The sequence below is a fragment of the Flavobacterium tibetense genome (assembly GCF_003293845.1).
Lineage (GTDB): Bacteria > Bacteroidota > Bacteroidia > Flavobacteriales > Flavobacteriaceae > Flavobacterium > Flavobacterium tibetense.
The window spans coordinates 37,655-63,204 of record NZ_QLST01000011.1; the positions used below are offsets into that span (position 1 = coordinate 37,655).

At 34.1% G+C, this 25,550-nt stretch carries 40 protein-coding genes; 4 read left to right on the forward strand and 36 right to left on the reverse strand.

Going from position 1 to position 25,550, the window contains the following annotated elements:
• Positions 1 to 17 precede the first annotated feature (17 nt).
• The 29 genes from rpsK to rpsL all read right to left on the reverse strand — a co-directional run bounded on the left by rpsK (position 18) and on the right by rpsL (position 15,006).
• Entirely contained in the window at positions 18 to 401 is a 384-nt protein-coding gene (gene rpsK, locus DPN68_RS09435; RefSeq protein ID WP_113989409.1) for a 30S ribosomal protein S11, read from the reverse strand.
• Positions 402 to 412: 11 nt separating this feature from the next.
• Positions 413 to 787 (reverse strand): 30S ribosomal protein S13, encoded by a 375-nt coding sequence (gene rpsM, locus DPN68_RS09440; RefSeq protein ID WP_113989410.1) that lies wholly within the window; start codon positions 785 to 787, stop codon positions 413 to 415.
• Positions 788 to 789: 2 nt separating this feature from the next.
• Complete coding sequence (gene ykgO, locus DPN68_RS09445; RefSeq protein WP_002987490.1) at positions 790 to 906, reverse strand: type B 50S ribosomal protein L36; 117 nt, start codon at positions 904 to 906, stop codon at positions 790 to 792.
• Between the two features lie 10 nt (positions 907 to 916).
• Positions 917 to 1,132, reverse strand: a complete 216-nt coding sequence (infA, locus tag DPN68_RS09450) for a translation initiation factor IF-1 (RefSeq protein WP_113989411.1) — start codon at positions 1,130 to 1,132, stop codon at positions 917 to 919.
• Between the two features lie 5 nt (positions 1,133 to 1,137).
• A complete protein-coding gene (secY, locus tag DPN68_RS09455) occupies positions 1,138 to 2,484 on the reverse strand; it encodes a preprotein translocase subunit SecY (RefSeq protein WP_113989412.1) in 1,347 nt (448 codons plus the stop codon).
• Between the two features lie 13 nt (positions 2,485 to 2,497).
• Entirely contained in the window at positions 2,498 to 2,950 is a 453-nt protein-coding gene (rplO, locus tag DPN68_RS09460; RefSeq protein WP_113989413.1) for a 50S ribosomal protein L15, read from the reverse strand.
• Positions 2,951 to 2,961: 11 nt separating this feature from the next.
• Positions 2,962 to 3,144: a 50S ribosomal protein L30 gene (rpmD, locus tag DPN68_RS09465; protein WP_113989414.1), complete on the reverse strand. Its 183-nt coding sequence runs from the start codon at positions 3,142 to 3,144 to the stop codon at positions 2,962 to 2,964.
• A 13-nt stretch (positions 3,145 to 3,157) separates the two neighbouring features.
• The gene (gene rpsE / locus DPN68_RS09470; RefSeq protein WP_113989415.1) at positions 3,158 to 3,682 is read right to left on the reverse strand and encodes a 30S ribosomal protein S5; all 525 of its coding nucleotides are present in this window, start codon (positions 3,680 to 3,682) and stop codon (positions 3,158 to 3,160) included.
• Positions 3,683 to 3,688: 6 nt separating this feature from the next.
• A complete protein-coding gene (gene rplR / locus DPN68_RS09475; RefSeq protein WP_113989416.1) occupies positions 3,689 to 4,039 on the reverse strand; it encodes a 50S ribosomal protein L18 in 351 nt (116 codons plus the stop codon).
• An 11-nt stretch (positions 4,040 to 4,050) separates the two neighbouring features.
• Positions 4,051 to 4,593, reverse strand: coding sequence for a 50S ribosomal protein L6 (rplF, locus tag DPN68_RS09480; RefSeq protein WP_113989417.1), 543 nt, complete (start codon positions 4,591 to 4,593; stop codon positions 4,051 to 4,053).
• 15 nt (positions 4,594 to 4,608) lie between these two features.
• Positions 4,609 to 5,007 (reverse strand): 30S ribosomal protein S8, encoded by a 399-nt coding sequence (rpsH, locus tag DPN68_RS09485; RefSeq protein WP_113989418.1) that lies wholly within the window; start codon positions 5,005 to 5,007, stop codon positions 4,609 to 4,611.
• A gap of 108 nt (positions 5,008 to 5,115) precedes the next feature.
• Positions 5,116 to 5,385 (reverse strand): 30S ribosomal protein S14, encoded by a 270-nt coding sequence (gene rpsN / locus DPN68_RS09490; RefSeq protein ID WP_113989419.1) that lies wholly within the window; start codon positions 5,383 to 5,385, stop codon positions 5,116 to 5,118.
• 3 nt (positions 5,386 to 5,388) lie between these two features.
• Positions 5,389 to 5,940, reverse strand: coding sequence for a 50S ribosomal protein L5 (gene rplE / locus DPN68_RS09495; protein ID WP_113989420.1), 552 nt, complete (start codon positions 5,938 to 5,940; stop codon positions 5,389 to 5,391).
• Positions 5,941 to 5,942: 2 nt separating this feature from the next.
• A complete protein-coding gene (rplX, locus tag DPN68_RS09500) occupies positions 5,943 to 6,257 on the reverse strand; it encodes a 50S ribosomal protein L24 (protein ID WP_113989421.1) in 315 nt (104 codons plus the stop codon).
• Positions 6,258 to 6,268: 11 nt separating this feature from the next.
• A complete protein-coding gene (gene rplN, locus DPN68_RS09505; RefSeq protein ID WP_007803649.1) occupies positions 6,269 to 6,637 on the reverse strand; it encodes a 50S ribosomal protein L14 in 369 nt (122 codons plus the stop codon).
• Positions 6,638 to 6,639: 2 nt separating this feature from the next.
• Positions 6,640 to 6,897, reverse strand: coding sequence for a 30S ribosomal protein S17 (gene rpsQ / locus DPN68_RS09510; protein WP_113989422.1), 258 nt, complete (start codon positions 6,895 to 6,897; stop codon positions 6,640 to 6,642).
• Between the two features lie 17 nt (positions 6,898 to 6,914).
• Positions 6,915 to 7,106, reverse strand: coding sequence for a 50S ribosomal protein L29 (gene rpmC / locus DPN68_RS09515; protein ID WP_113989423.1), 192 nt, complete (start codon positions 7,104 to 7,106; stop codon positions 6,915 to 6,917).
• A gap of 12 nt (positions 7,107 to 7,118) precedes the next feature.
• Entirely contained in the window at positions 7,119 to 7,538 is a 420-nt protein-coding gene (rplP, locus tag DPN68_RS09520) for a 50S ribosomal protein L16 (protein WP_113989424.1), read from the reverse strand.
• Between the two features lie 19 nt (positions 7,539 to 7,557).
• A complete protein-coding gene (rpsC, locus tag DPN68_RS09525; protein ID WP_113989425.1) occupies positions 7,558 to 8,286 on the reverse strand; it encodes a 30S ribosomal protein S3 in 729 nt (242 codons plus the stop codon).
• Between the two features lie 8 nt (positions 8,287 to 8,294).
• The gene (gene rplV / locus DPN68_RS09530; protein ID WP_113989426.1) at positions 8,295 to 8,705 is read right to left on the reverse strand and encodes a 50S ribosomal protein L22; all 411 of its coding nucleotides are present in this window, start codon (positions 8,703 to 8,705) and stop codon (positions 8,295 to 8,297) included.
• 9 nt (positions 8,706 to 8,714) lie between these two features.
• The gene (gene rpsS / locus DPN68_RS09535) at positions 8,715 to 8,993 is read right to left on the reverse strand and encodes a 30S ribosomal protein S19 (RefSeq protein WP_113989427.1); all 279 of its coding nucleotides are present in this window, start codon (positions 8,991 to 8,993) and stop codon (positions 8,715 to 8,717) included.
• Between the two features lie 10 nt (positions 8,994 to 9,003).
• Complete coding sequence (rplB, locus tag DPN68_RS09540; protein WP_113989428.1) at positions 9,004 to 9,828, reverse strand: 50S ribosomal protein L2; 825 nt, start codon at positions 9,826 to 9,828, stop codon at positions 9,004 to 9,006.
• A gap of 6 nt (positions 9,829 to 9,834) precedes the next feature.
• A complete protein-coding gene (gene rplW / locus DPN68_RS09545; RefSeq protein ID WP_113989429.1) occupies positions 9,835 to 10,125 on the reverse strand; it encodes a 50S ribosomal protein L23 in 291 nt (96 codons plus the stop codon).
• Positions 10,126 to 10,132: 7 nt separating this feature from the next.
• Positions 10,133 to 10,762 carry a 50S ribosomal protein L4 gene (gene rplD, locus DPN68_RS09550; RefSeq protein WP_113989430.1) on the reverse strand — a complete coding sequence of 210 codons (630 nt, stop codon included), beginning with the start codon at positions 10,760 to 10,762 and terminating at the stop codon, positions 10,133 to 10,135.
• On the reverse strand, positions 10,762 to 11,379 hold the full coding sequence (rplC, locus tag DPN68_RS09555; RefSeq protein WP_113989431.1) for a 50S ribosomal protein L3: 618 nt from the start codon (positions 11,377 to 11,379) through the stop codon (positions 10,762 to 10,764). Before rplC ends, rplD begins: the two co-directional genes overlap by 1 nt.
• A 234-nt stretch (positions 11,380 to 11,613) precedes the next feature.
• On the reverse strand, positions 11,614 to 11,919 hold the full coding sequence (gene rpsJ, locus DPN68_RS09560) for a 30S ribosomal protein S10 (protein ID WP_010251699.1): 306 nt from the start codon (positions 11,917 to 11,919) through the stop codon (positions 11,614 to 11,616).
• A gap of 11 nt (positions 11,920 to 11,930) precedes the next feature.
• Positions 11,931 to 14,087 (reverse strand): elongation factor G, encoded by a 2,157-nt coding sequence (fusA, locus tag DPN68_RS09565; protein WP_113989432.1) that lies wholly within the window; start codon positions 14,085 to 14,087, stop codon positions 11,931 to 11,933.
• Positions 14,088 to 14,097: 10 nt separating this feature from the next.
• Positions 14,098 to 14,574 (reverse strand): 30S ribosomal protein S7, encoded by a 477-nt coding sequence (gene rpsG, locus DPN68_RS09570; protein WP_113989433.1) that lies wholly within the window; start codon positions 14,572 to 14,574, stop codon positions 14,098 to 14,100.
• Between the two features lie 24 nt (positions 14,575 to 14,598).
• Positions 14,599 to 15,006, reverse strand: coding sequence for a 30S ribosomal protein S12 (gene rpsL, locus DPN68_RS09575; protein WP_113989434.1), 408 nt, complete (start codon positions 15,004 to 15,006; stop codon positions 14,599 to 14,601).
• Positions 15,007 to 15,361: 355 nt separating this feature from the next.
• Between rpsL and DPN68_RS09580 the strand changes: the two genes are divergently transcribed.
• From DPN68_RS09580 to DPN68_RS09590, 3 genes are all read left to right on the forward strand, one after another.
• Entirely contained in the window at positions 15,362 to 16,957 is a 1,596-nt protein-coding gene (locus DPN68_RS09580; RefSeq protein WP_239987076.1) for a BamA/TamA family outer membrane protein, read from the forward strand.
• A 126-nt stretch (positions 16,958 to 17,083) separates the two neighbouring features.
• Positions 17,084 to 17,818, forward strand: a complete 735-nt coding sequence (rlmB, locus tag DPN68_RS09585; protein WP_113989436.1) for a 23S rRNA (guanosine(2251)-2'-O)-methyltransferase RlmB — start codon at positions 17,084 to 17,086, stop codon at positions 17,816 to 17,818.
• Positions 17,819 to 17,863: 45 nt separating this feature from the next.
• The gene (locus DPN68_RS09590) at positions 17,864 to 18,484 is read left to right on the forward strand and encodes a hypothetical protein (RefSeq protein ID WP_113989437.1); all 621 of its coding nucleotides are present in this window, start codon (positions 17,864 to 17,866) and stop codon (positions 18,482 to 18,484) included.
• 18 nt (positions 18,485 to 18,502) lie between these two features.
• Here DPN68_RS09590 and DPN68_RS09595 read toward each other — a convergent pair whose 3' ends face one another.
• On the reverse strand, positions 18,503 to 19,255 hold the full coding sequence (locus DPN68_RS09595; RefSeq protein WP_113989438.1) for a rhomboid family intramembrane serine protease: 753 nt from the start codon (positions 19,253 to 19,255) through the stop codon (positions 18,503 to 18,505).
• A gap of 306 nt (positions 19,256 to 19,561) precedes the next feature.
• Here DPN68_RS09595 and DPN68_RS09600 point away from each other — a divergent pair, with 306 nt between their 5' ends.
• Positions 19,562 to 20,839 (forward strand): replication-associated recombination protein A, encoded by a 1,278-nt coding sequence (locus DPN68_RS09600; protein ID WP_113989439.1) that lies wholly within the window; start codon positions 19,562 to 19,564, stop codon positions 20,837 to 20,839.
• 10 nt (positions 20,840 to 20,849) lie between these two features.
• Here the strand turns inward: DPN68_RS09600 and DPN68_RS09605 are convergent, their stop codons facing one another.
• The 6 genes from DPN68_RS09605 to radC all read right to left on the reverse strand — a co-directional run bounded on the left by DPN68_RS09605 (position 20,850) and on the right by radC (position 25,440).
• Positions 20,850 to 21,566, reverse strand: coding sequence for a hypothetical protein (locus DPN68_RS09605; RefSeq protein WP_113989440.1), 717 nt, complete (start codon positions 21,564 to 21,566; stop codon positions 20,850 to 20,852).
• Positions 21,566 to 22,255 (reverse strand): YjjG family noncanonical pyrimidine nucleotidase, encoded by a 690-nt coding sequence (locus tag DPN68_RS09610; RefSeq protein WP_113989441.1) that lies wholly within the window; start codon positions 22,253 to 22,255, stop codon positions 21,566 to 21,568. Before DPN68_RS09610 ends, DPN68_RS09605 begins: the two co-directional genes overlap by 1 nt.
• Before the next feature lie 30 nt (positions 22,256 to 22,285).
• Entirely contained in the window at positions 22,286 to 22,777 is a 492-nt protein-coding gene (locus DPN68_RS09615; RefSeq protein WP_113989442.1) for a hypothetical protein, read from the reverse strand.
• Positions 22,770 to 24,035, reverse strand: coding sequence for an ABC transporter permease (locus DPN68_RS09620; RefSeq protein ID WP_113989443.1), 1,266 nt, complete (start codon positions 24,033 to 24,035; stop codon positions 22,770 to 22,772). Before DPN68_RS09620 ends, DPN68_RS09615 begins: the two co-directional genes overlap by 8 nt.
• Positions 24,032 to 24,661 carry an ABC transporter ATP-binding protein gene (locus DPN68_RS09625; protein WP_113989444.1) on the reverse strand — a complete coding sequence of 210 codons (630 nt, stop codon included), beginning with the start codon at positions 24,659 to 24,661 and terminating at the stop codon, positions 24,032 to 24,034. Before DPN68_RS09625 ends, DPN68_RS09620 begins: the two co-directional genes overlap by 4 nt.
• Positions 24,662 to 24,756: 95 nt before the next feature.
• Complete coding sequence (gene radC, locus DPN68_RS09630) at positions 24,757 to 25,440, reverse strand: RadC family protein (protein ID WP_113989445.1); 684 nt, start codon at positions 25,438 to 25,440, stop codon at positions 24,757 to 24,759.
• Positions 25,441 to 25,550 lie beyond the last annotated feature (110 nt).

The window sequence follows — 25,550 nt, forward strand, 5'->3', positions numbered from 1 at the left end:
CCTTGGTTATACTTAAATTATACTCTTCTTCTCTTAGGAGGTCTACATCCGTTGTGAGGGATTGGAGTAACGTCAATAATTTCAGAAACTTCAATACCACCATTATGGATTGAACGAATTGCTGATTCTCTACCGTTACCTGGCCCTTTAACGTAAACTTTTACTTTTTTAAGTCCAGCCTCTAATGCTACTTTAGTACAATCTTCTGCTGCCATTTGAGCTGCATAAGGTGTGTTCTTTTTAGAACCTCTAAAGCCCATTTTACCTGCTGAAGACCAAGAAATAACTTCACCTTTTTTGTTTGTCAACGAAATGATGATATTATTAAAGGTAGCATTAATATGCGCTTCTCCTGTAGATTCAACGATAACTTTACGTTTTTTAGTTGTTGCCTTAGCCATATTATTACTTATTATTTAGTTGCTTTTTTCTTGTTAGCAACAGTTTTTCTTTTACCTTTTCTAGTTCTAGAGTTGTTTTTAGTTCTTTGACCTCTTAATGGAAGTCCAGCTCTATGACGAATTCCTCTTTGACATCCGATATCCATTAAACGTTTGATGTTTAATTGAATTTCTGAACGTAATTCTCCTTCGATTTTGAAGTATGAAACAGCATCACGAATTGCACTGATTTCATCATCATTCCAATCTTGAACTTTTTTATCTTCACTTACTTGAGCTTTAGCTAAAATTTCTTTAGCTCTGCTATTACCAATACCAAAGATATAGGTTAATGCAATAACTCCTCTTTTCTGTTTAGGTATATCTACCCCTGCGATTCTAGCCATAATTATCCTTGTCTTTGTTTAAATCTAGGATTCTTTTTGTTAATAACGTATAATCTTCCTTTTCTACGCACTATAATGCACTCGGCACTTCTCTTTTTTACTGATGCTCTTACTTTCATTTTAATAGCTTTAGTATCTATATGTAATTCTTGCTTTTGTTAAGTCGTAAGGGCTCATCTCAAGTTTAACCTTGTCTCCAGGAAGTAATTTAATATAATGCATACGCATCTTCCCTGAAATGTGAGCAATTACAACATGTCCATTTTCTAATTCTACACGGAACATTGCATTTGACAATGCTTCAATGATTGTTCCGTCTTGTTCTATTGCTGATTGTTTTGCCATAAAAATTAAGCTACTGCTTTTCTATTTTTACCTGATTTCATCAAACCGTCATAATGCTTATTCAATAAATAAGAATTAATCTGTTGGATAGTATCAATTGCAACACCAACCATAATTAATAAAGAAGTACCTCCATAAAAATATCCCCAAGCACCTTGAACGTTTAATAAACTTACTACAACAGCAGGTAAAACTGCTATTAAAGCCAAGAATACAGAACCTGGAAATGTAATTAAAGACATGACTTTATCAAGATAATCTCCAGTTTCAACACCTGGACGGATACCTGGAATAAAACCACCACTTCTCTTTAGATCGTCTGCCATTTTATTAGTTGGTACAGTAATTGCGGTGTAAAAATACGTAAAAATTATAATTAACAAAGCAAATACTATATTATATACTAATCCGAAAGGATTATTGAACATACCAGCTAAAGATTGCGCCGTATCAGATTCTTTTGCTAAACCTGAAACAGCTGCTGGAATAAACATGATTGCTTGCGCAAAGATAATCGGCATTACTCCAGAAGCATTAAGCTTTAACGGAATAAATTGACGAGAACCCATCATGTCTTGTTCAAAATCACCAGAAGCAGTTCTTCTTGCATATTGAACCGGTATTTTTCTAACAGCCATTACCAACAAGATACAAGCGATAATTACCAAGAACCATAAGATTAACTCAATAACAATCATCATGTAGCTACCATTAGCTTGCGTTGTTCTAGATAAAAACTCTTGAATAAACGCTTGCGGCATACTAGCGATAATACCAACCATGATTAATAATGAAATACCATTACCGATACCTTTATCCGTAATTTTTTCACCTAACCACATTGCAAAGATAGTACCAGTTACTAAAATCAATACTGAAGAGAAAAGGAACGAAAATGAACTAACACCTAATAAAAACGCATCTGTAGGTAAGGTTCTGTATAGGTTATAGATATAACCAGGACCTTGAACTAGCGTAATTAAAATGGTTAACCATCTTGTAATTTGGTTAATTTTCTTTCTACCACTTTCTCCATCTTTTTGAAGTTTTTGTAGATAAGGAACCGCGATTCCCATCAACTGCACAACAATAGAAGCAGAAATGTAAGGCATAATACCTAATGCAAATACAGATGCTTGCGAAAACGCACCACCTGTAAATACATTAATTAACCAACCAATACCTCCGTCAGTTTGATCAGTAAGATTACTTAATTTAGTAGCATCAATACCAGGAAGCGTTACTTGCGCACCAAAACGATACACTAATAACAAACCAAGAGTCAATAAAATACGATTTTTTAACTCCTCGATTTTCCAAACATTGATAAAAGAATCTATAAATCTCTTCATGTTACTAAATAGTTTATAAAGTTACCGCTTCACCTCCAGCTGCTTCAATAGCCGCTTTTGCCGATGCAGTAAATTTGTGAGCACTTACTTTAAGTTTAGCCTTTAGCTCACCTCTTCCTAAAATCTTTACCAAGCTATTTTTTGTAGCTAAACGCGTGTCTACTAATACTTCGAAATCCAAAGTATCTGTAATAACACCATTGTCAACTAATGATTGAATTGTATCTAAGTTTACACCTTGATACTCCACTCTGTTTATATTCTTAAATCCGAACTTAGGAACACGTCTTTGAAGTGGCATTTGACCACCTTCAAAACCAATTTTCTTAGAGTATCCAGAACGAGATTTAGCTCCTTTGTGACCACGTGCTGCAGTACCACCTTTACCAGAACCTTCTCCTCTACCTAATCTTTTATTTTGGTTGTGAACTGAACCTTCAGCTGGTTGTAAGTTACTTAAATTCATAACGATTGATGTTATTTAGTTTCTTCAACAGAAACTAAGTGTTTAACTTTATTTACCATTCCAAGGATAGCAGGATTTGCATCATGCTCAACAACTTGTCCCATTTTACGAAGACCTAAAGCTTCCAAAGTTCTCTTTTGATCAAGAGGACAGTTGATTTTACTTCTTACTTGTTTTACTTTAATTTTTGTCATGATTTCCTTGAATTTAACCTTTAAATACTTTATCTAAAGAAACACCTCTTTGTTTTGCAACAGTAGCTGCACTTCTCATTTGCAATAAAGCATCAAAAGTAGCTTTAACAACGTTATGAGGGTTTGATGAACCTTGAGATTTTGATAATACATCGTGTATACCTACTGACTCCAACACGGCGCGAACTGCACCACCGGCAATTACTCCAGTACCGTGAGAAGCTGGCATTAAATACACTCTAGCCCCACCAAATTTACCTTTTTGCTCGTGAGGAACTGTAGCACTATTCAAAGGAATTCTAACTAAGTTTTTCTTTGCATCTTCTACTGCTTTTGCAATAGCTTCAGAAACATCTTTAGATTTTCCTAATCCGTGTCCTACAACACCATTCTCGTCACCAACTACCACGATAGCAGAAAAACCAAATGCTCTACCACCTTTAGTAACTTTAGTTACACGATTTACATTAACCAAACGATCTTTTAATTCAAGACCTCCTGGTTTTACTAGCTCTACATTTTTATAATTTTGATACATAATTTCTTAGAATTTAAGTCCAGCTTCTCTAGCACCTTCAGCTAATGATTTAACACGTCCATGGTATAAATAACCACCTCTATCAAAAGAGATGTTAGCTATACCAGCCTTAAGAGCTCTTTCAGCTACCAATTTTCCAACTGCATTTGCAATTTCGATTTTTGTACCTTTAACCACTTCTTTTTCACGAGAAGATGCAGCAACTAGTGTTACACCGTTAACATCATCTATGATTTGAGCATAGATTTCTTTATTAGATCTAAATACAGACAATCTTGGATTAGAAGCTGTTCCGCTAACAATCTTTCTGATTCTGAATTTGATTCTTTGTCTTCTTTCTGTTTTTGTTAATGACATAGTCTTAATTTTTAAGCTGATTTACCTGCTTTTCTTCTTAATACTTCACCTACAAACTTAACACCTTTCCCTTTGTATGGTTCTGGCTTACGGAAAGATCTGATTTTAGCAGATACTTGACCTAATAATTGTTTGTCAAATGATGATAATTTTACTATTGGATTTTTACCTTTTTCAGATACTGTTTCCACTTTTACTTCAGGAACGATTTCTAGAACAATGTTGTGAGAATAACCTAAAGCTAAATCAAGTTTTTGACCTTGATTAGAAGCTCTGTAACCAACCCCAACTAATTCTAATTCCTTAGCAAAACCTTCTGAAACTCCTATAATCATATTGTTTATAAGAGAACGATAAAGTCCATGTTTCGCTCTTTCATTTTTGTGATCAGATGAACGCTCAACGATAACTTGGTTATCTTCGATTTTGATTGTTACATCAGAAAACTCTTGAAAAAGCTCGCCTAATTTTCCTTTTACTGTAACCACAGCATCTTTAACCTCTACAGTTACGCCAGCTGGAATTGCAATTGGATTTTTACCTATTCTTGACATTCTTTCGTCTTTTAATTAGTATACGTAACAAATTACTTCTCCTCCAACATTAAGCTGTTTAGCTTGTTTGCCAGTCATCACCCCTTTAGAGGTAGAAACGATTGCAATACCTAAACCATTTAAGATTCTAGGTAAAGTTGAAGATCCAGAATATTTACGTAAACCTGGTTTACTAATTCTTTGGATATCTTTGATTACAGACTCTTTCGTGTCTTTATCATATTTAAGTGCAATTTTGATGGTACCTTGAACAGCATTGTCATCAAATTTGTAACTTAAGATATATCCTTGATCAAATAAAATTTTTGTGATTTCTTTTTTCAATTTAGATGCTGGAATTTCAACCACTTTGTGGTTTGCTCTTACAGCATTTCTAATTCTTGTTAAGAAATCGGCAATAGGATCTGTATACATATGTATAAAATTACGGTTATGGTTTTCTACAGAGACTCTCTCCGTAGAACCTTTAACCAATTAAACTTAAATAATTTCGGATTGCAAAAGTATAAACTTTTTACGAGATTACCAAGAAGCTTTTTTAACTCCTGGAATTAATCCTTGATTAGCCATTTCACGGAACGTTACACGAGAAAGACCAAACTGACGCATATACCCTCTTGGTCTACCTGTCAATTTACAACGATTGTGTAAACGAACTGGAGATGCATTTTTAGGTAATTTTTGTAATGCTTCATAATCACCAGCTTCTTTCAAAGCTTTTCTTTTTTCAGCATATTTAGCTACTAATGCTTCTCTTTTCGCCTCACGGGCTTTCATTGATTCTTTAGCCATATCTTAATTCTTTTTAAAAGGTAAACCTAATTCCGCTAATAATGATTTTGCTTCTTTATCTGTATCTGCAGAAGTTACAAAAGTGATATCAAAACCTGAAATTTTATTCACTTTATCAATATCAATTTCTGGGAAAATGATTTGCTCTAAAACTCCTAAGTTATAGTTACCTCTACCGTCAAAACCTGTAGATTTGATTCCACCAAAATCTCTTACACGAGGTAATGAAGAAGTAATCAATCTATCTAAGAATTCATACATTCTATCACCACGTAAAGTTACTTTAGCACCAATCGGCATACCTTTTCTTAATTTGAATGACGCAACGTCTTTCTTAGAAATAGTACCTACGGCTTTTTGACCAGTAATTTTCGTAATTTCTTCTACAGCGTAATCAACTAACTTTTTGTCAGATACAGCTGCACCAACTCCACGGCTTACAACAATTTTTTCAAGTTTAGGAACTTGCATTACATTTTTGTAACCGAACTCTTCTTTAAGAGCAGCAATAACTCTGCTCTTATATTCTTCTTTTAATCTAGGTATATAAGCCATTACTATAATACTTGATTAGATTTTTTTGAAAATCTCACTTTCTTTTCTCCTTCTACTTTGAAACCAACTTTAGTCACTGCTTTTGATTTTGGATCAATCAATGATAAGTTAGAAATATGTATAGGAGCTTCTTTTTTAACGATACCACCTTGAGGGTTTTTAGCACTTGGTTTTGTATGTTTCGAAACCATGTTTATTCCTTCAACTACCGCTTTGTTTTTATCACGGATAACACGTAAAACAGTACCTTCTGAACCTTTATGGTCACCAGCGATTACTCTTACTACGTCTCCCGATTTGATTTTTAGCTTTGTCATCATTTTTAGAATTAAAGCACCTCTGGTGCTAATGATACAATTTTCATGAATTGTTTCTCACGAAGTTCTCTGGCAACTGGACCAAAAACACGAGTTCCTCTCATTTCACCTGCAGCGTTTAACAATACACATGCGTTATCGTCAAAACGGATGTAAGATCCATCAGCTCTTCTCACTTCTTTTTTGGTACGTACAACAACTGCAGTTGATACCGCTCCTTTTTTAACGTTTCCGTTAGGAGTTGCATCTTTAATAGAAACTACAATTTTATCTCCAACAGAGGCATAACGACGTTTCGTTCCTCCTAAAACACGAATAGTTAAAACTTCTTTAGCTCCCGTGTTATCTGCTACTTTTAATCTTGATTCTTGTTGTACCATAATTACTTAGCTCTTTCAATGATTTCAACTAATCTCCAACATTTAGATTTTGATAAAGGTCTTGTTTCCATGATCTTTACTGTATCTCCAATGTTACAGTCGTTTGTTTCGTCGTGTGCAACATATTTCTTAGTTTTTAACACGAACTTACCGTATAATGGGTGTTTTACTTTTCTTGTTTCAGACACAACAATAGATTTCTCCATTTTGTTACTTGTAACAACACCAATTCTCTCTTTTCTTAAATTTCTTTTTTCCATCTTTCAGCAGAATACAATTATTGTAACTCTCTTTTAGTTAACTCTGTAGCAATTCTCGCAACGGCTCTTCTTACCGATCTGATTTGAAGAGGATTCTCTATTGGAGAAATAGTATGAGCTGCTTTTAGGTCAGCATACGTTTTCTTTAACTGACTAAGTTTTTCTTGTAACTCAGCTGCAGATAGATTTTTTATTTCTGATTGTTTCATAATATTTTTTGATTATGCTTCGAAATCTCTAGCAACGACAAACTTAGTTTTAACTGGAAGCTTTTGAGCAGCAAGACGTAACGCCTCTTTTGCAACAGATAGTGGAACACCACCAACTTCAAACATGATTCTTCCAGGTTTCACAACTGCAGCCCAATATTCAACTGCACCTTTACCTTTACCCATACGTACTTCAAGAGGCTTCTTAGTAATAGGCTTATCTGGGAAAATCTTGATCCATAATTGACCCTCTCTTTTCATATAACGAGTTGCAGCAATACGAGCTGCCTCAATTTGACGAGAAGTTAAAAAGCATGAATCTAAAGATTTAATTCCAAACATTCCATTAGAAAGTTCGTGACCTCTTTGAGAAACGCCTTTCATTCTACCTTTCTGTACCTTACGGTATTTTGTTCTTTTAGGCTGTAACATTTTTCTTTAGTTTAAAAAATTACTTTCTTTTGCGTGCGTTTGGTTTACCTTTTCCAGCTCCAGTAGATCCTGATGGCTTAGACTGTTTTTTGTCAATTCCAACTAACGGAGAAAGATCTCTTTTACCGTAAACTTCACCTTTCATTATCCATACTTTGATTCCCATTCTACCATAAGTAGTATGAGCTTCTGCTAATGCATAATCAATGTCAGCTCTGAAAGTTGACAAAGGAATTCTACCTTCTTTGAAGTGCTCTGAACGAGCCATTTCAGCACCATTCAAACGACCTGAGATCATTACTTTAATACCTTCAGCATTCATACGCATTGCAGCAGCGATAGCCATTTTAATAGCTCTTCTGTAAGAAATTCTGCTTTCAATTTGACGACAGATACTGTTAGCTACTAAATAAGCATCTAATTCTGGTCTTTTGATTTCAAAGATGTTGATTTGAACCTCTTTGTCGGTAATTTTCTTAAGTTCTTCTTTTAACTTGTCTACCTCTTGACCACCTTTTCCGATAATGATACCAGGTCTAGCAGTAGTGATAGTAACGGTTACAAGTTTCAAAGTTCTCTCGATAATTATCTTCGAAACACTAGCTTTTGATAAACGTGCATGGATATACTTTCTGATTTTGTAATCTTCAGCGATTTTATCACCGTAGTCATTACCTCCATACCAGTTTGAGTCCCATCCTCTGATGATACCAAGTCTATTTCCGATTGGATTTGTCTTTTGTCCCATACTGTTTATTAATTGCTTTGTGTGTTATTATTAGCTCCTAACACGATAGTTACGTGGTTAGAACGTTTTCTAATTCTGTGTGCACGACCTTGTGGAGCTGGACGAAGTCTTTTCAACATCATACCACCATCTACACGGATCTCTTTTACGATTAAGCCTGCTTCTTCTAAACTAGCTTCACTATTCTTAGCTTGCCAGTTAGCAATAGCTGACAATAATAGTTTTTCTAATTTTCTTGAAGCTTCTTTACTACTAAATCTTAATATATTAAGAGCTAATTCTACTTTCTGACCTCTAACTAAATCTGCCACTAAGCGCATTTTTCTAGGTGAAGTAGGGCAGTTATTTAATTTAGCAAAAGCAACTTGGCTTTTAGCTTCTTTAATCTGCTCTGCTCTTTCTCTTTTACGAACTCCCATAGCTTCTTATTATTTTTTACCTTTATTTTTTGCACCAGCATGACCTCTAAAAGATCTTGTTGGCGAAAATTCTCCTAATTTATGTCCTACCATGTTTTCAGTAACGTAAACTGGTACAAATTGACGACCATTGTGCACAGCGATAGTTTGTCCAACGAAGTCAGGAGTAATCATAGATGCTCTAGACCATGTCTTAACAACAGCTTTGTTTCCTTTCTCGATATTTTCTTGAACTTTCTTCTCTAATTTAAAGTGAACAAAAGGTCCTTTTTTTAATGAACGTGCCATATCTTACTTATTATTTCTTTCTACGTTCTACGATATACTTATTACTCGGGTTAACTTTAGAACGAGTTCTATAACCTTTAGCAGGTAAACCTTTTCTTGAACGTGGGTGACCTCCTGAAGAACGTCCTTCACCACCACCCATTGGGTGATCAACTGGGTTCATTGCTACTGGTCTAGTTCTTGGTCTTCTTCCTAACCATCTAGTTCTACCAGCTTTACCTGATACTACTAATTGGTGATCAGAGTTAGAAACCGCTCCAATTGTAGCCATACATGTTAACAAGATTAATCTTGTTTCACCTGAAGGCATTTTAATTGTAGCATACTTTCCATCTCTAGCCATTAATTGAGCAAAAGTTCCAGCAGAACGAGCAATAATAGCTCCTTGACCTGGTCTCAATTCGATACATGATATAACAGTACCAAGAGGAATTTTACTTAAAGGCATTGCGTTTCCAATTTCTGGAGCTGCATCTGGACCTGAAACTAAAGTTTGTCCAACTTCTAAACCGTTTTGTGCAATAACATAAGTTTTAGCACCATCAGCATAAGCTAATAACGAAATAAAAGCAGAACGATTCGGATCGTATTCGATTGTTTTAACTACCGCTGGAATTCCAGTTTTAGTTCTTTTAAAATCGATCATACGATATCTTTGCTTATGACCACCACCTGTGTAACGCATGGTCATTTTTCCTTGACTATTTCTACCTCCAGAGTTTTTTTTCGGTGCAATCAATGAACGCTCCGGCTTATCAGTTGTAATAGTGTCAAAGCTATTAACAACTCTAAAACGCTGACCTGGGGTAATAGGTTTTAATTTTCTAACTGACATTTTCTATTAGATATTGTTATAAAAATCTATTGTTTCTCCTTCTTGTACTTGAACAATTGCTTTTTTGTAAGCATTTGTTTTTCCACTGATCAAACCACTCTTGGTATATTTAACACTTCTATTTGGTCTGTAATTCATCGTATTTACTTCAACTACATTCACACCATAAGCAGCCTCAACTGCATTTTTGATTTGAATTTTGTTTGCCGTTTTTTGAACGATAAAACCAAAACGGTTAAAAATTTCACCATCTTTAGTTATTTTTTCAGTTATAATTGGCTTAATAATGATACTCATAACCTTATTATTTACTTAAATTAGCTTCAATCTCTCCTAAAGATCCCTCTAAAAGAACTAAACTTTTAGCATTTAAAATACCATAAGTGTTTAATTCAGAAGTAGTTACAACAGAAGATGATTTTAAATTACGTGACGACAAATATACATTTTTATTTGTATCGCCCAACACGAATAATGATTTTTTATTTTCTAACCCTAAAGCTTTCAATACGTTAATGAAATTTTTAGTGTTTGGCGTGTCAAAAGTAAAGTCTTCTACAACAATCAAATTTGAATCTTGAACTTTCATTGCTAAAGCTGATTTTCTAGCTAATCTTTTCAAGTTCTTATTCAATTTGAAAGAATAACTTCTTGGTCTTGGACCAAAAACTGTACCTCCACCTTTAAACAAAGGATTTTTAATACTTCCTGCACGTGCAGTACCAGTACCCTTTTGTTTTTTTATCTTACGCGTACTTCCAGTAACTTCAGCTCTCTCTTTAGACTTGTGTGTACCTTGTCTTTGATTAGCTAAATACTGTTTTACGTCTAAGTAAACTGCATGCTTACTTGGCTCAATTGCGAATACTGAATCAGAAAGTTGTACTTTTCTTCCAGTATCTTTTCCGTTAAAATCTAATACTTTTACTTCCATTACTTCTGAACGATTACATAAGAGTTTTTATGTCCTGGAACACACCCTTTAACAACTAAAAGATTTTTCTCAGCAACTACTTTCAAAACTTTAAGGTTTTGAATCGTTACGTTGTCTCCACCCATTCTTCCAGCCATACGCATTCCTTTGAATACTCTAGATGGATAAGATGAAGCTCCAACAGATCCTGGCGCTCTTAAACGGTTGTGTTGACCGTGAGTTGCTTGTCCAACACCACCAAATCCGTGACGTTTAACAACCCCTTGAAAACCTTTACCTTTAGAAACCCCTTGTACATCAACAAATTCACCTTCAGCGAATAAGTCAACGGTGATAACATCACCTAATTTGTGCTCATTTTCAAAATCTTGGATTTCAACGACTTTTTTCTTCGCAACTGTTCCCGCTTTCTTAAAGTGACCTAACTCAGCTTTAATCGAGTGTTTTTCAGTTTTGTCATCGAAACCAAGCTGAAGAGCCTCATACCCGTCAACCTCCATGGTTCTGACTTGGGTAACTACGCATGGACCTACCTCAATAACAGTACAAGGAATATTTTTCCCGTTCTCGTCAAAGATACTAGTCATGCCAATTTTTCTTCCGATTAACCCAGACATATTAAACTAATTATTAATTAAACTCTATTTTTAAAAACGCACAATACTGCACATTCCTCTTTTTTTGAGGGTGCAAATATATAATTATTTTTTAAATACCGCAAATTAAATTAGTTACATCTGTTTTTTATTAAAAACACACACAACTAACCTGTTTTTGGATATTAAAAAAACCGTAGTGAGTACATCACTTACGGTTTTTTAATTATTTTGACTTTTGAACAGTCGTAAAAATTATACTTTGATTTCTACTTCAACACCACTAGGAAGCTCTAATTTCATTAAAGCATCAATAGTTTTTGATGATGAGCTATAGATATCTAATAATCTTTTGTATGAACTTAATTCAAACTGCTCTCTAGCTTTCTTGTTTACGTGTGGAGAACGTAAAACTGTGAAAATCTTTTTGTTTGTAGGTAATGGAATTGGACCTGTTACAACAGCACCAGTACTTTTTACCGTTTTTACAATCTTCTCAGCAGACTTATCTACCAACATGTGATCGTAAGATTTTAGTTTTATTCTGATTTTTTGACTCATTTTCTTAAAAATTAGGCGTTACCTTTTGCTTTTTTGATTACTGCTTCTGAAACATTAGAAGGTGTTTCAGCATAGTGAGAAAACTCCATTGTAGAAGTTGCTCTACCCGAAGACAATGTTCTTAATGTAGTAACATAACCAAACATTTCAGACAAAGGCACATCAGCTTTAATAGTTTTAGCACCGTTTCTGTCTCCCATATCATTCACCTGACCTCTACGACGATTCAAGTCACCTACAATATCCCCCATATTTTCTTCTGGAGTAATAACTTCAATTTTCATAATTGGCTCAAGAATTACAGCTCCAGCAGCTTTTGCTACTTCTTTGTAACCCATTTTTGCAGCTAATTCAAAAGAAAGAGCATCCGAGTCAACAGGGTGGAAAGATCCATCTAATAAAGTTACTCTTAAACTATCCACAGCATATCCTGCTAAAGGACCTGATTTCATAGCTTCTTTAAAACCTTTTTCTACAGATGGAATATATTCTTTCGGTACGTTACCACCTTTAACCTCATTAATAAATTGCAATCCAACAGCTGGCTTACCATCTACATCTTGAGCAGGCTCCAAACGGAATACGATATCACCAAATTTACCACGACCTCCAGATTGTTTTTTGTAAACCTCTCTGTGTTGTGCTGATTTTGTGAAAGCTTCTTTGTATTCAACTTGTGGCTCACCTTGGTTTACCTCAACTTTGAACTCACGTTTCATACGATCTACCAAGATATCTAAGTGAAGCTCACCCATACCTGAAATAATCGTTTGACCTGAAGCCTCATCAGTTCTAACTGTAAATGTAGGATCTTCTTCAGCTAATTTAGCTAAAGCCATACCCATTTTATCTACGTCAGCTTTTGTTTTAGGCTCAATTGCAATACCAATTACTGGATCAGGGAATTTCATAGACTCAAGAATAATTGGGTGTTTTTCATCACACATAGTATCTCCAGTCTTGATATCTTTAAATCCTACAGCCGCTCCAATATCTCCAGCTTCGATAAAATCGATTGGATTTTGCTTGTTCGCGTGCATTTGGTAAATACGAGATATACGCTCTTTGTTTCCTGAACGTGTGTTCAAGATATAAGAACCAGCATCTAAACGACCTGAATAAGCACGGAAGAAAGCTAAACGACCAACATAAGGGTCAGTAGCAATTTTAAATGCTAAAGCAGCAAAAGGCTCCTTTGGATCAGGACGACGTAAAATTTTCTTTTGATCTTCTTCTAACAAATCAGCATCATCAGGATGAATTCCTTCAATACCTTCTTTATCCATTGGAGATGGCAAGTATTTACATACTGCATCTAACATGAATTGAACTCCTTTGTTTTTGAAAGAAGAACCAGCAATCATAGGGATGATAGCCATATCCATAGTAGCTGCTCTTAATGCATTATTAATTTCCTCTTCAGTAATAGAATTTTCATCTTCCATATACTTGTCAAGTAAATTTTCATCATAATCAGCAACTGCTTCAATAAGAATTGATCTGTATTGTTTAACTTCTTCAACCATATCTTCTGGAATAGGCACGATATCAAAAGTAGCTCCTTGTGTTTCATCATGCCAAATAATAGCTTGATTTTTCACTAAGTCAACTACTCCTTTGAAATCAATCTCTTCGCCGATTGGTAACGTAATAGCAACAGCGTTAGATTTTAACATATCTCTAACTTGTTGACATACTGCTAAGAAGTTAGAACCTTGACGGTCCATTTTATTTACGAATCCCATACGTGGAACTCTATATTGATCTGCTAATCTCCAGTTAGTTTCTGATTGAGGCTCAACACCATCAACAGCACTAAACAAAAACACTAAACCATCTAATACACGTAACGAACGGTTTACCTCTACTGTAAAGTCAACGTGACCTGGGGTATCGATAATATTAAAGTGGTACGGTTTAGATTCAGGTATAAGTTTACCTTGCTCAGTTGGAAAATTCCATTCACAAGTTGTAGCAGCAGAAGTAATTGTAATACCTCTTTCTTGCTCTTGTGCCATCCAGTCCATTGTTGCAGCACCATCGTGTACTTCACCAATTTTGTGTGATTTTCCTGTATAGAATAAAATACGCTCTGTTGTTGTTGTTTTACCAGCATCAATGTGAGCAGCAATTCCAATGTTTCTTGTAAATTTTAAATCTCTAGCCATTTCTTATGAATTAAAATCTAAAGTGAGAGAATGCTTTATTAGCATCTGCCATTTTGTGAGTATCCATTCTTTTCTTAACAGCAGCACCTTCTTCTTTAGCCGCAGCTAAAATTTCAGAAGCTAATTTTGCAGCCATTGATTTTTCGTTTCTTCTTCTTGCATATAAAATCATCCATTTCATAGCATAAGAGATTTTTCTATCTGGACGAATTTGCATTGGAATTTGGAACGTAGCTCCACCCACTCTACGTGAACGAACTTCTACGTGAGGCATAACATTTGTTAATGCGTCTTTCCATACTTCTAATGACGTTTTTTCTTCGTCTTGCTTTTTAGTTTCAATAATGTCCATTGCATCATAGAATACTTTAAAAGCGGTTGATTTTTTACCATCCCACATTAAGTTATTCACAAAACGTGTTACCAATTGATCGTTAAATCTTGGATCTGGTAAAAGCGGTCTTTTTTTGGCCTGTCTTTTTCTCATGTCTTTTCTTTAAAAGATTTTAAATTACTTTTTCTTTCCAGCTGCAGCAGGTGCTTGTCCTGGTTTTGGACGTTTAGCCCCATACTTAGATCTACGTTGTGTTCTTCCTGCAACACCCGCTGTGTCTAATGCTCCACGTACGATATGGTATCGTACACCTGGTAAATCTTTTACTCTTCCACCTCTAACTAATACTATCGAGTGCTCTTGTAGATTGTGTCCTTCTCCAGGGATGTAAGCATTTACCTCATTACCATTTGTTAAACGCACACGAGCAACTTTACGCATTGCCGAGTTTGGTTTCTTTGGTGTTGTGGTATAAACACGCGTACAAACCCCTCTTCTTTGAGGACAAGAATCTAAAGCAGCCGATTTACTCTTCTTAGTTATTTTGGCTCTTCCTGTTCTTACTAATTGTTGAATTGTTGGCATAATTGTTTATAATTATTACTAAAAAATTAAACTCCCTATTTTTAGGGGTTGCAAATGTATGTAATATTTTTCAAAAAACAAACCATAAGCCGTTAATTTTCAATTGGATTGTAATTTTTTGAAAAATCCCGAAGTTTAAAAAGTTCCCAAAAGCGTTCTTTTAGCCCCGATGGGAGCGACATCCTGCCTTAGCGGATATAGCGGACAGCGGGAAATTCGTGTAAAAAGTTCGCAAGGGATTGGCTCCAAATTAAAATTTATTCTGTTTTTTTGCGTTACTTTGATACCGATGCAAAAATTACTTATTTTTCTATTTGTTTGCTGTTTTCAATTGACTTTTGCTCAAAAATTTAGCTTGTCAATTGAAGGGGAATCTGTTGCCGAAACTCAAGTAATTGATAGCATTGGATACACCAAAAAACACGAAACCGTAGCCTCCATACTAGAAACTCAGAAAGATTTTGAGAAAAGGCTCTCCTACTCTGGTTTTGTTAGCTACGAATTGCTCTCCCAAAAAAAAGTAAATGATAGTAGTTTTGTTTTTACTTACCAATTAGGAAATGCACTTAAAAATGTAAACATATATATAGGTAAACTTTCGGAAGACGAAAAGTTGCTTATGGAAGAAACCAAAGATTCGATTGTAATTGCTACTAATCAAACCGAAAACTGGATGCAGATGAAGTCGAAGCTATTAGAAATTAAAGGATTTTCGCTCGCCAAATTACAACTTACTAATCTGACTCAAAAAGAAAACCAACTTTTTACCGAACTTACTTTAACTACCAATAAAAAACGAATCGCAGATGACTTGGTGATTTTAGGCTACGATAAATTTCCGAAAAACATCAAACACCAACTGAAGCGAAATTTGAAAAACAGAACATTTAACCAAGATTTAGTTACGGAAGTTTATACTACTTTAACTGATTTCCCTTTTGTGAGTCAAACGAAATATCCTGAAATTTTATTTACCAATGATGAAACCAAAATTTATGCCTATTTAGAAAAAGCGAAACCCAATCGTTTTGATGGTTTTATTGGTTTTTCAAATGACGAAAACAGTAAATTAACCTTCAATGGCTATTTGGACTTAGCTTTGCAAAACATATTTAATTCAGGTGAAAAAATAGCTTTGTATTGGAAAAATGATGGTAACCAGCAATCGACATTTAATTTAGGTGGCGAAGTTCCTTATTTGTTTAAATCTCCAATAGGAATTCAGGCTAATTTGAGGATTTTTAAACAAGATAGCACCTTTCAAAACACGCAATCAGAATTGAATTTAGGCTATTATTTTTCATATAATAAGAAATTATTTGTTGGAATAAAAAGCACCACTTCAGCAGATATTCAAAATGTAAATAATTCCAATTTAAACGATTTTAAAAGTCGGTTTTACACGGTTGGTTTTGATTATTTAAAAAGAAACTTGACCGATTTTTTCTTTCCAGAGAAAACAAACCTAAGAGTGAAACTGGGCTACGGAAATCGAACTGTCGATTCAGATAAAAATCCTCAGTTATTTGGACAATTGGAATTGAGTCATAATTTGTATTTGAATTCCAAAAACAGCATCAACCTCAAAAACCAATCGTTTTATTTGCAAAGTGATTCGTATTTAGTGAATGAATTGCATCGTTTTGGTGGTATCAATTCGATTCGAGGTTTTAGAGAAAATAGCTTGCAAGCGAATTTGTATTCTGGCATTTTATTAGAATATCGTTATCTTTTAGCTCCAACAATTTACATTCATTCTATTACGGATTATGGCTACTTTCAAGACAAAACCAGTAATTTGACTGAAAATTTATTGGGATTAGGTTTTGGGTTTGGATTATTTACCAATAACGGTATTTTCAACTTAGTTTATGCTAATGGCACCACAAGTGACCAAGGCATAAAACTAGCCAACTCGATTGTGCAAATCAGCTTTAAGACCATTTTTTAAGATTCATATAGTATTACCGCAGATTCGCAGATTACAAAAAACCTTTGTAAATTATTAAAAAAAATCTGCGAATCTGCGGTTAAAAACAAAACATATAAAATCAAACAAAAATCCTATCTTTGCGCCATGGAAAAAGACAATCAAATTTTCGGAATTAGAGCCATTATTGAAGCTATTAATGCCAAAAAAGAAATCGATAAAGTATTCGTTCAAAAAGATGCACAAGGCGACTTGATGCAAGATTTGATGAAAACGATGAAAAGAAATAATATTAACTTTTCATACGTTCCTGTTGAAAAATTGAACCGATTGACGCCGAATAACCATCAAGGTGCGGTGGCAACTATTGCTCCTATTTCTTTTGTTTCTTTAGAAAATTTGGTAGAAAAAGTAACCGAATCAGGTAAAATGCCATTACTTTTAATTTTAGACCAATTGTCCGATGCTAGAAACTTTGGCGCTATCATCAGAACAGCTGAATGTACTGGCGTTGATGGTATTATTATTCAAAAACAAGGTTCTGCTCCTGTGAATGGCGATACAGTTAAAACTTCAGCTGGTGCGGTTTTTAATGTGCCAATTTGCAAAGTAGACCACATTAAAGATGCTATTTTCTACTTACAAGGTTCAGGAATTAAAACGGTTGCTGCAACTGAAAAAACAGACCAACATATCTACGACATCAACTTCAACGAACCCGTTGCCATCATTATGGGAAGCGAAGACAGAGGCGTGAATCCTTCAGTATTGAAAATTGTAGATGAAAAAGCTAAACTACCCATGTTTGGAACTATCGAATCTTTAAATGTTTCTGTGGCATGTGGTGCGTTTTTGTATGAAACTTTAAGACAGAGAATGTAGTTCAGTTTGCAGTGTTCAGTTTTTATTATTAGTTGAAATACTCTTATGAAAAAATCATTATTCATATTAATTTTATTCACAACATTTAAAATTATTGGACAATCACAAGTTTCTTTTGATAGTATAAAAAACGAACTATCAAAAATAAAATTAAACTCTAAAATTAAAAACAACAATAAAAGAGTTTTAAAGTTGTTAGACAACTTATATTATGAAACCTTGCAGTCTGATGATGGCTTTCTTTCTGAAAAAACTATTTCAGAGCTGAAAGAATTTGAAAACAATAAAGATATTCCAAATTGGCATATTTTCTATTTGTTTAATATTTATCAAAATCATATCACCGAAAGCCAAAATTTAAACATCCCGACAAATGCGAATTTTCAAATTGGTGTCATGAAATTATTATCGGGTGAATTAATAGAAGTTTATAATACAATTCCACCAATTATTTTAATTTACATGGGAGAAGCTTTATTGAGTGGAAATAAAATTGATTTAGCGAAAAATCACTTTAAAATGTCATTTGAATTTTTTCCAAAATCAATACCTTTAAAAGTTTATTGTTATTTGCTTTCAGATGACGAAACAGAAAAACAAAAATTATATAGAGAATTAAAAAAGGAAAAACCAAATCACTGGATGGTAATTGAGAAATTAAACTGATTAATAATAACATCAAAACTACTTCTTCCCGCCCAAAAACTCATAAATCACTTTCATTGAAGAATTGAAGTATTCCTTTATGGTTTCTTCAGGTTTTGGTGGCGGATTGAAATTTCCTTTTTCATCAAAATTTCGGATAAAGGGATCTTGTTCAGGGTTGAAATCGGGTTTTTCCCATTCGTAGAAAATGGGTTTTGCAAATTGAGGTGTTTTTAGTACCAATGCAAAAGCTAATCCCGTTAGAAATCCGCTTAAATGTCCTTCCCAAGAAATGGAATTATCTACTTCTGGAAACATATACCAAACGGTTCCGCCGTACAACAATACAATCACAAACGACAAAGCTACTAGGCGGTAATATTTGGTAAATATCCCTTTAAAAAAGATAAAACTCACCAAAGTATAAACCAAACCACTTGCGCCAATATGGTAACTCGGTCTTCCTAACAGCCAAGTTCCTAATCCTGAAAACAGTATTCCAAAAACCAAAACCACAAAAGTTTGTTCGCGATAAAAAAACCGCAAAATGGGAAGTAAAATGAACAAAGCAATGGAATTGTTAACCAAATGCTGAAAATCGCTATGCAAAAACGGACTAAAAAGAATGCCTTTAACGCCAAACCATTGTCGAGGATAAATTCCCAAATGCGAAAAACGAACACCAAAATGATTTTCATAAGCAAAAACGAACCATAACGCCATTACAAAAAGCAACGGTAAAAGAATCACTGAAAGTGAAAACTGAAAAGGATTGTCGTGTTGTTTTTCCATAAATAAATGATTTCAAAGATAACGCCAAAAAGATATTTCGGAAATTATGGCAGATATACATTGAAACAGATTTTTACATTACATATTAATTTCGACGCAAAGTTGCAAAGCTTTTCGCAAAGTATACAAAAGTTCATTTGAAAAAGTTATAACAATCTATTAAAAAAACCTATAAAGTAAAAAGTTTATAGAAGGAATTGTCCCCTTGAGGGGACTTCAGGGGTGTTGCGTAAATTAAAAAATAACTTTTATACGATTTCTCCTTCGTCGAAATGACAAAAAAGAAAAAATACGTAATTTTACGTCATGAATCAACCACTAGCCGAACGCATTCGTCCGCAACAATTATCGGATTATATTAGCCAATTACATTTAGTTGGCCCTGAAGGTTCGTTGACCCAACAAATTGCTAAAGGATTAATTCCAAGTTTAATTTTATGGGGGCCACCAGGAACAGGAAAAACGACATTGGCACAAATTATGGCGCAGGAAAGTAAGCGTCCGTTTTACCAATTGAGCGCGATACATTCGGGTGTTAAAGACATTCGTGAAGTCATTGAAAAAGCGAAGCAAAGTGGCGGTATTTTCACTACCAAAAATCCCATTTTATTTATTGATGAAATTCACCGTTTTTCGAAATCACAGCAAGATTCTTTGTTGGCAGCAGTTGAAAAAGGTTGGATAACTTTAATTGGAGCCACAACTGAAAATCCGAGTTTTGAAGTCATTCCCGCTTTATTGTCAAGATGTCAGGTTTATGTTTTAAACGCGTTTACCAAAGAAGATTTGGAAGCCTTATTACATCGCGCCATGAAAACCGATACAGAACTTCAAAATAAAAACATCGAATTAAAAGAAACAGAAGCACTATTACGACTTTCAGGTGGTGATGGTCGGAAATTATTGAATATTTTCGAATTGGTTATTAATTCCAATGAAAGTAATACCATTGAAATTACGAATGAAAAAGTGATGCAATTGGTGCAAAAAAACACGGTGTTGTATGACAAAACTGGCGAACAACATTACGATATTGTTTCTGCTTTTATAAAATCCATTCGTGGAAGTGATCCAAATGGTGCGGTTTATTGGTTAGCTCGAATGATTGAAGGTGGTGAAGATGTAAAATTTATAGCAAGAAGAATGTTAATTTTAGCCAGCGAAGACATTGGAAATGCTAATCCAACGGCTTTGATTATGGCAAATAATACGTTCCAAGCAGTTACAACCATTGGTTATCCTGAAAGTCGGATTATCTTGAGTCAGTGTGCGATTTATTTGGCTACTTCAGCAAAAAGTAATGCCAGTTATCTAGCCATTGGAAAAGCGCAACAACTAGTAAAACAAACGGGAGATTTACCTGTTCCGATTCACTTGCGAAATGCACCAACTAAATTAATGAAAGAATTAGGTTACGGAGAAGAATACAAATATTCACACGATTTCCCAAACAACTTTGCCGAACAAGAATTTCTACCAAACGAGATTTCTGAAACGAAATTCTTTGAACCTGGCGAAAATGCGCGCGAAAAAGAATTACGTCAGTTTTTAAAAAATCGTTGGAAAAACAAATATGATTATTAGGCTGTAAAAATTAAAATTTCACATCGACTTTTTCTGAAATTAATTGATTACCATCATTGTACTCAAAGAGCCAATTGTTTTCTTTTTTCACAAAAAGTCCTTGAAGGTTTCCTTTTTTTGCAATGAAAATATCAGGTGATGATGATTTGGTTAGTTCAAAAATTACATTTGGAACTTCATCTACTAATTTATATCCTGTTTGTGTTGGGATTGAATATAGACGAAGTAAACTCTTTTCATTATTTTTTATTATTTGAGGTTCATCTGCTTTTTTAGCAATAACAGTTACAACAGGCTTAGTTGAAGTTTTTGCTTTAAAATTTAGCTTTCCTCTTAAAGAGTTTAAAGCTATGCGCAAAGACTCATTATTTGCTTTCTTGTATGACTTATCTCTACTTGTACCTTCTACACTTTTTAGTAAAATATTGCCATTACAATCTTTGATTTCAACTAAAATCTTTGTAATAAAAAAGTTTTTTTCATGTTTTAAGGTTGGATATACAAAAGCACATGAATCAATTGGGGAATCTTCTGATAATTCACTATCATAAATAGTAAAGAAACCTTCTTTATCAAAAAATGCTTTTAATAAATAATTTAAATTGTATTGATTGGCTTCTTTAAAAAAATCAAATTTTTCAGGTATAATTATATTTTGGATTTTTTCTTGACTTTTTACGTATGAGAAAAACAACGTGAATATTAGTACAAATATAATTCTTTTCATTATAAAAACTTCTTAAGTTCCAATAAATGCTGAATTTGCATTACTGGATGTGAATGATTGATTACTAGTTCGTTAAAAAAAATCGCATCCATTCCAACGGACAATGCACCTTGTATGTCTGCTTCTATACTATCACCTATCATGATGCTTTCTTGAATGGTTGCATTTGCCAAAGATAAGGCAAAATTGAATATATTAGGATGTGGTTTTTTCACACCAGCCATTTCTGAATTGGTAACGGTAGCAAAATAATGGGCGATATTGGCATTTTGCAACTTTCGAGTTTGCACTTGACTAAATCCGTTTGTGATGATGTGCAATTTGTAATGATTTGACAAATAATCCAAAACCTCAATGGCTCCATCAAAAAGATGATTATTTTCTGGTAAATACTGAATATAATCTTCGGAAAGTTGATTAATTAAAGTGCTATCCACTACATAATTTAACGCATCAAAACTATCTTTTAATCGGTAGTAACGAAGGTGTTCGTGTGACACTTGATTGGTTTGATACAATCTCCAATACTCTTGATTAATAGGAAGATAATGTTGAATAAAAGCATTTACTGAAACTGGAATTTGATGTTTTTCAAAAATGAGTTCGAATGCAAACGCAGAATTTTTATCAAAATCCCAAAGGGTATGATCTAAATCGAAGAAAATATGTTTTTTGTTTTGAAAATTCATTAATTATTTTGCCAATTTTTGGAGCAAAAATTATTTTCCAGCAGTAATTACGGCATTTTCGATATGGTAAATCCAATCTTCTACATCGTTATGGTTGTAGCGAAATGTTCCGGTTAAAGTTACGTATTGATCCGTTTTTAATTTTGGAAATGCGCCACCTTTGAACTTGATACCCATAATAGTTTCTGGGCCTGATTTTCCACAGAAGAAACAAGCTGCGAATACATTTTTACTCAATGCATAACTTTTATTATCAATTGGAATAATAAATCCACTGATTACAATTGGTTTGCCTTGCTTGGTTTTTAATTTTGGATTGATTACTGGAAACATGACTTCGCCGTAAACTTTATCCGCTTTTTTGTTGTAATCAATTTTTCCTAATAAAGTCCAAGTTAGCGTATCAGCTAGAACTGCATTTGTTGATTTATTGCTACTAACTGTTTTTACCTCCGGTTTTTGAAAACTAAAAAACGAAACAGCGACTAAAAGTGCGATGAAAAATTTACTGTAATTATGCATTTGCTAATGTTTTTGATATGTTTAATTTATATGCTTTTATGGCTGGAATTAAGGCGGCTATTATTCCAACTCCAATAGTAAGTAAGAACAAAACACCTTCTTTATTCCAAAGGAATTCGTATGGATTGAAACTCATTTTAAAATCTTGTTCGGCTGAGTTAGAAATCAATACTAGTGCAACTCTACCCAAAATCGTACCAAAGATGAATCCGACGATGCAAAGTAACAAACTTTCTATTAAAACCAATTGGGTTAACTGCATTCTTTTGGCACCATTGACACGAAGTAACGCAAATTCGTTCTTACGTTCTTTCAAAGTATTGTATAAAGCAATGAAAATTGAAATTCCTGAAATCAGCATGATTCCATAAGCTAAATATTGTAACGCTTGAATTCCAATACCAAACAATGAAAACAAACGATTCACTTCTAAAGCTGGCGAAGCTACTTGCATTTTAGTATTTTGAGCAATGATTCTAGGCCAAGTTACAATTCCCATTTTGTTTCTAAATTTGAGCAAAACAGCAGTGATTTCCATTCCTGGCTCGTCTATTGTAACATCTTGATGATGATCGTGGTCGTCACCTTCCACATGAACATGACCTTCTTCTCCGTGAGATAGATTTTCGCTTTCTGTTGCACCATGGTCTCCGTGCATTTGCCAAACACTTGGGATAGTACACAAAATAAGATTATCAACAACTTTACCTGTTGGCGAAGCAATTCCCACAATTTTGTATATGTATTCTTCATGAACATGACCTTCAGCAGCATCGCCATGCGAACCGTAAAATTCATCACCAACACTTAAACTCAGCTTTTGAGCAATTTCACTTCCCAAAACTACTTCAAAGTTATTTTCGAAGATTTTACCATCTGCTATTTTCGCTTCATATTTTTCTAAATAATCAGCTGTGGTTCCAAGGATTTTGAATCCGCGGTAATTGTCTCCAAATGCCAATGGAATAGCTTTTTCCACAAACGGATGTTGCATCCAAACTTTTGCAGAATCATAACTAATATTTCCTGTTGGAGCATCCACATGATAAACCGAAGACAAAATTAATTGCAACGGACTCCCCTGAGCACCCATCACTAAATCAACACCGTCAATATTTTTGGTAAATTTTTCTTCAAATTGTTTTTCTACCAATATCAATGTCGTTATGATCGCCACACTCGATATTAACAAAATAACACTCAAAATGGTATTTAATGGTTTGAACCATATATTTTTCCAAGCTAATTTTGCTATCATATCAAAGTAATTTTATTTATAAACTTTTCTTTAATTCGGCTATCGTGCGTAACAATTACTAAAGCCGCTTTGTATTCTTTCGATAAAGAAGTTAGTAATTCGATAACTTTTTCAGCATTTTTATCATCTAAACTTGATGTAGGTTCGTCTGCCAAAAGCACTTTTGGTTCGTTTATTAAAGCTCTTGCAATAGAAACACGTTGTTGTTGACCGATACTCAATTGAGAAGGTAATTTATTTGCTTGGTTGGCAACATCTAATTGTTCTAAAAGTTTTTTAGCTCTTGCTGAATTCTTTTTACCAGTTGCTAACCATGAAGCCATTTCTAGATTTTCTAAAACTGTCAACGCACTTACAAAGTGAGACTTTTGAAAAACAATACCAATGTTTTTTCCTCGAAATTTATCTAATTTCTTTTCCGAAAGAGCGAGCATATTTTCTTTATCAATTTCGATAGCGCCAGAAGTTGGTTTTAACAAACCTCCTAAAATATGCAAATAAGTCGTTTTTCCTTTTCCAGAATCGCCTGTAATTAAAATAGTGCTTCCTGCTTCACAATACAAATCAGGCATATGAAATACTTGATCTTTATTATAGGAAAATGTGATTTTGTTTGTACTAATCATTTTTATCTAAACTTTATACGAATAGGTTTGCAATATAGCTAATTAGAAAAGAATTCTTTCTTAATTTTTTGCAAAAAATTAGGCTTTGAAATTAATCAAAAAATCCCTTCGTCTTGAAAACTCAAATACCCATTTTCGGTGATAATGAGATGATCTAAAACTTGGATTTCTAAGGTTTGACCTGCTTCTTTGATGCGTTTGGTTATTTTCAAATCGGCTTCACTGGCAATTAATTTTCCTGATGGATGGTTGTGGGAAAGAATTAAACCTGTTGCGTTTTGCTCAAAAGCCGTTTTGAAAATTAAGCGAACATCTACAACTGTTCCTGTGATTCCGCCTTTTGAGAGTTGGGCTTTGTAGATGACTTTATTGGAATTATTGAGATACAATACCCAAAATTCTTCATGAGGCAATTCCCCAATAATGGGTTGCATAATATCAAAAACCGCTTTGCTGGATGTGATTTTTTTGAGTTCTACGGCTTCTTCAGCTCTTCGTCTTCTTCCTAATTCCAATGCAGCAGCGATGGAAATGGCTTTTGCTTCACCAATTCCTTTAAATTGCATGAGCTGGGAAACCGACATTTTTCCGAGTGTATTCAAGTTGTTTTCGGAGGAAGCTAAAATACGTTGGCATAATTGAACGGCACTCTCATTTCGAGAACCGGAACCAATTAAAATAGCTAATAATTCGGAATCAGATAAGGTAGCTTTACCCTTTAGAAGAAATTTTTCACGAGGGCGATCGTCTTCTGCCCATTGGTTGATTGGCGTGTACATAAGATGTTATTTTGGCGTTTATAAGAACAAAGTTAATTAAAAAATCTTAAAAATGAAAAAAACTAAATTTTTACCACATAGAAACATAGGTTTACTTTTCATTTAATTAG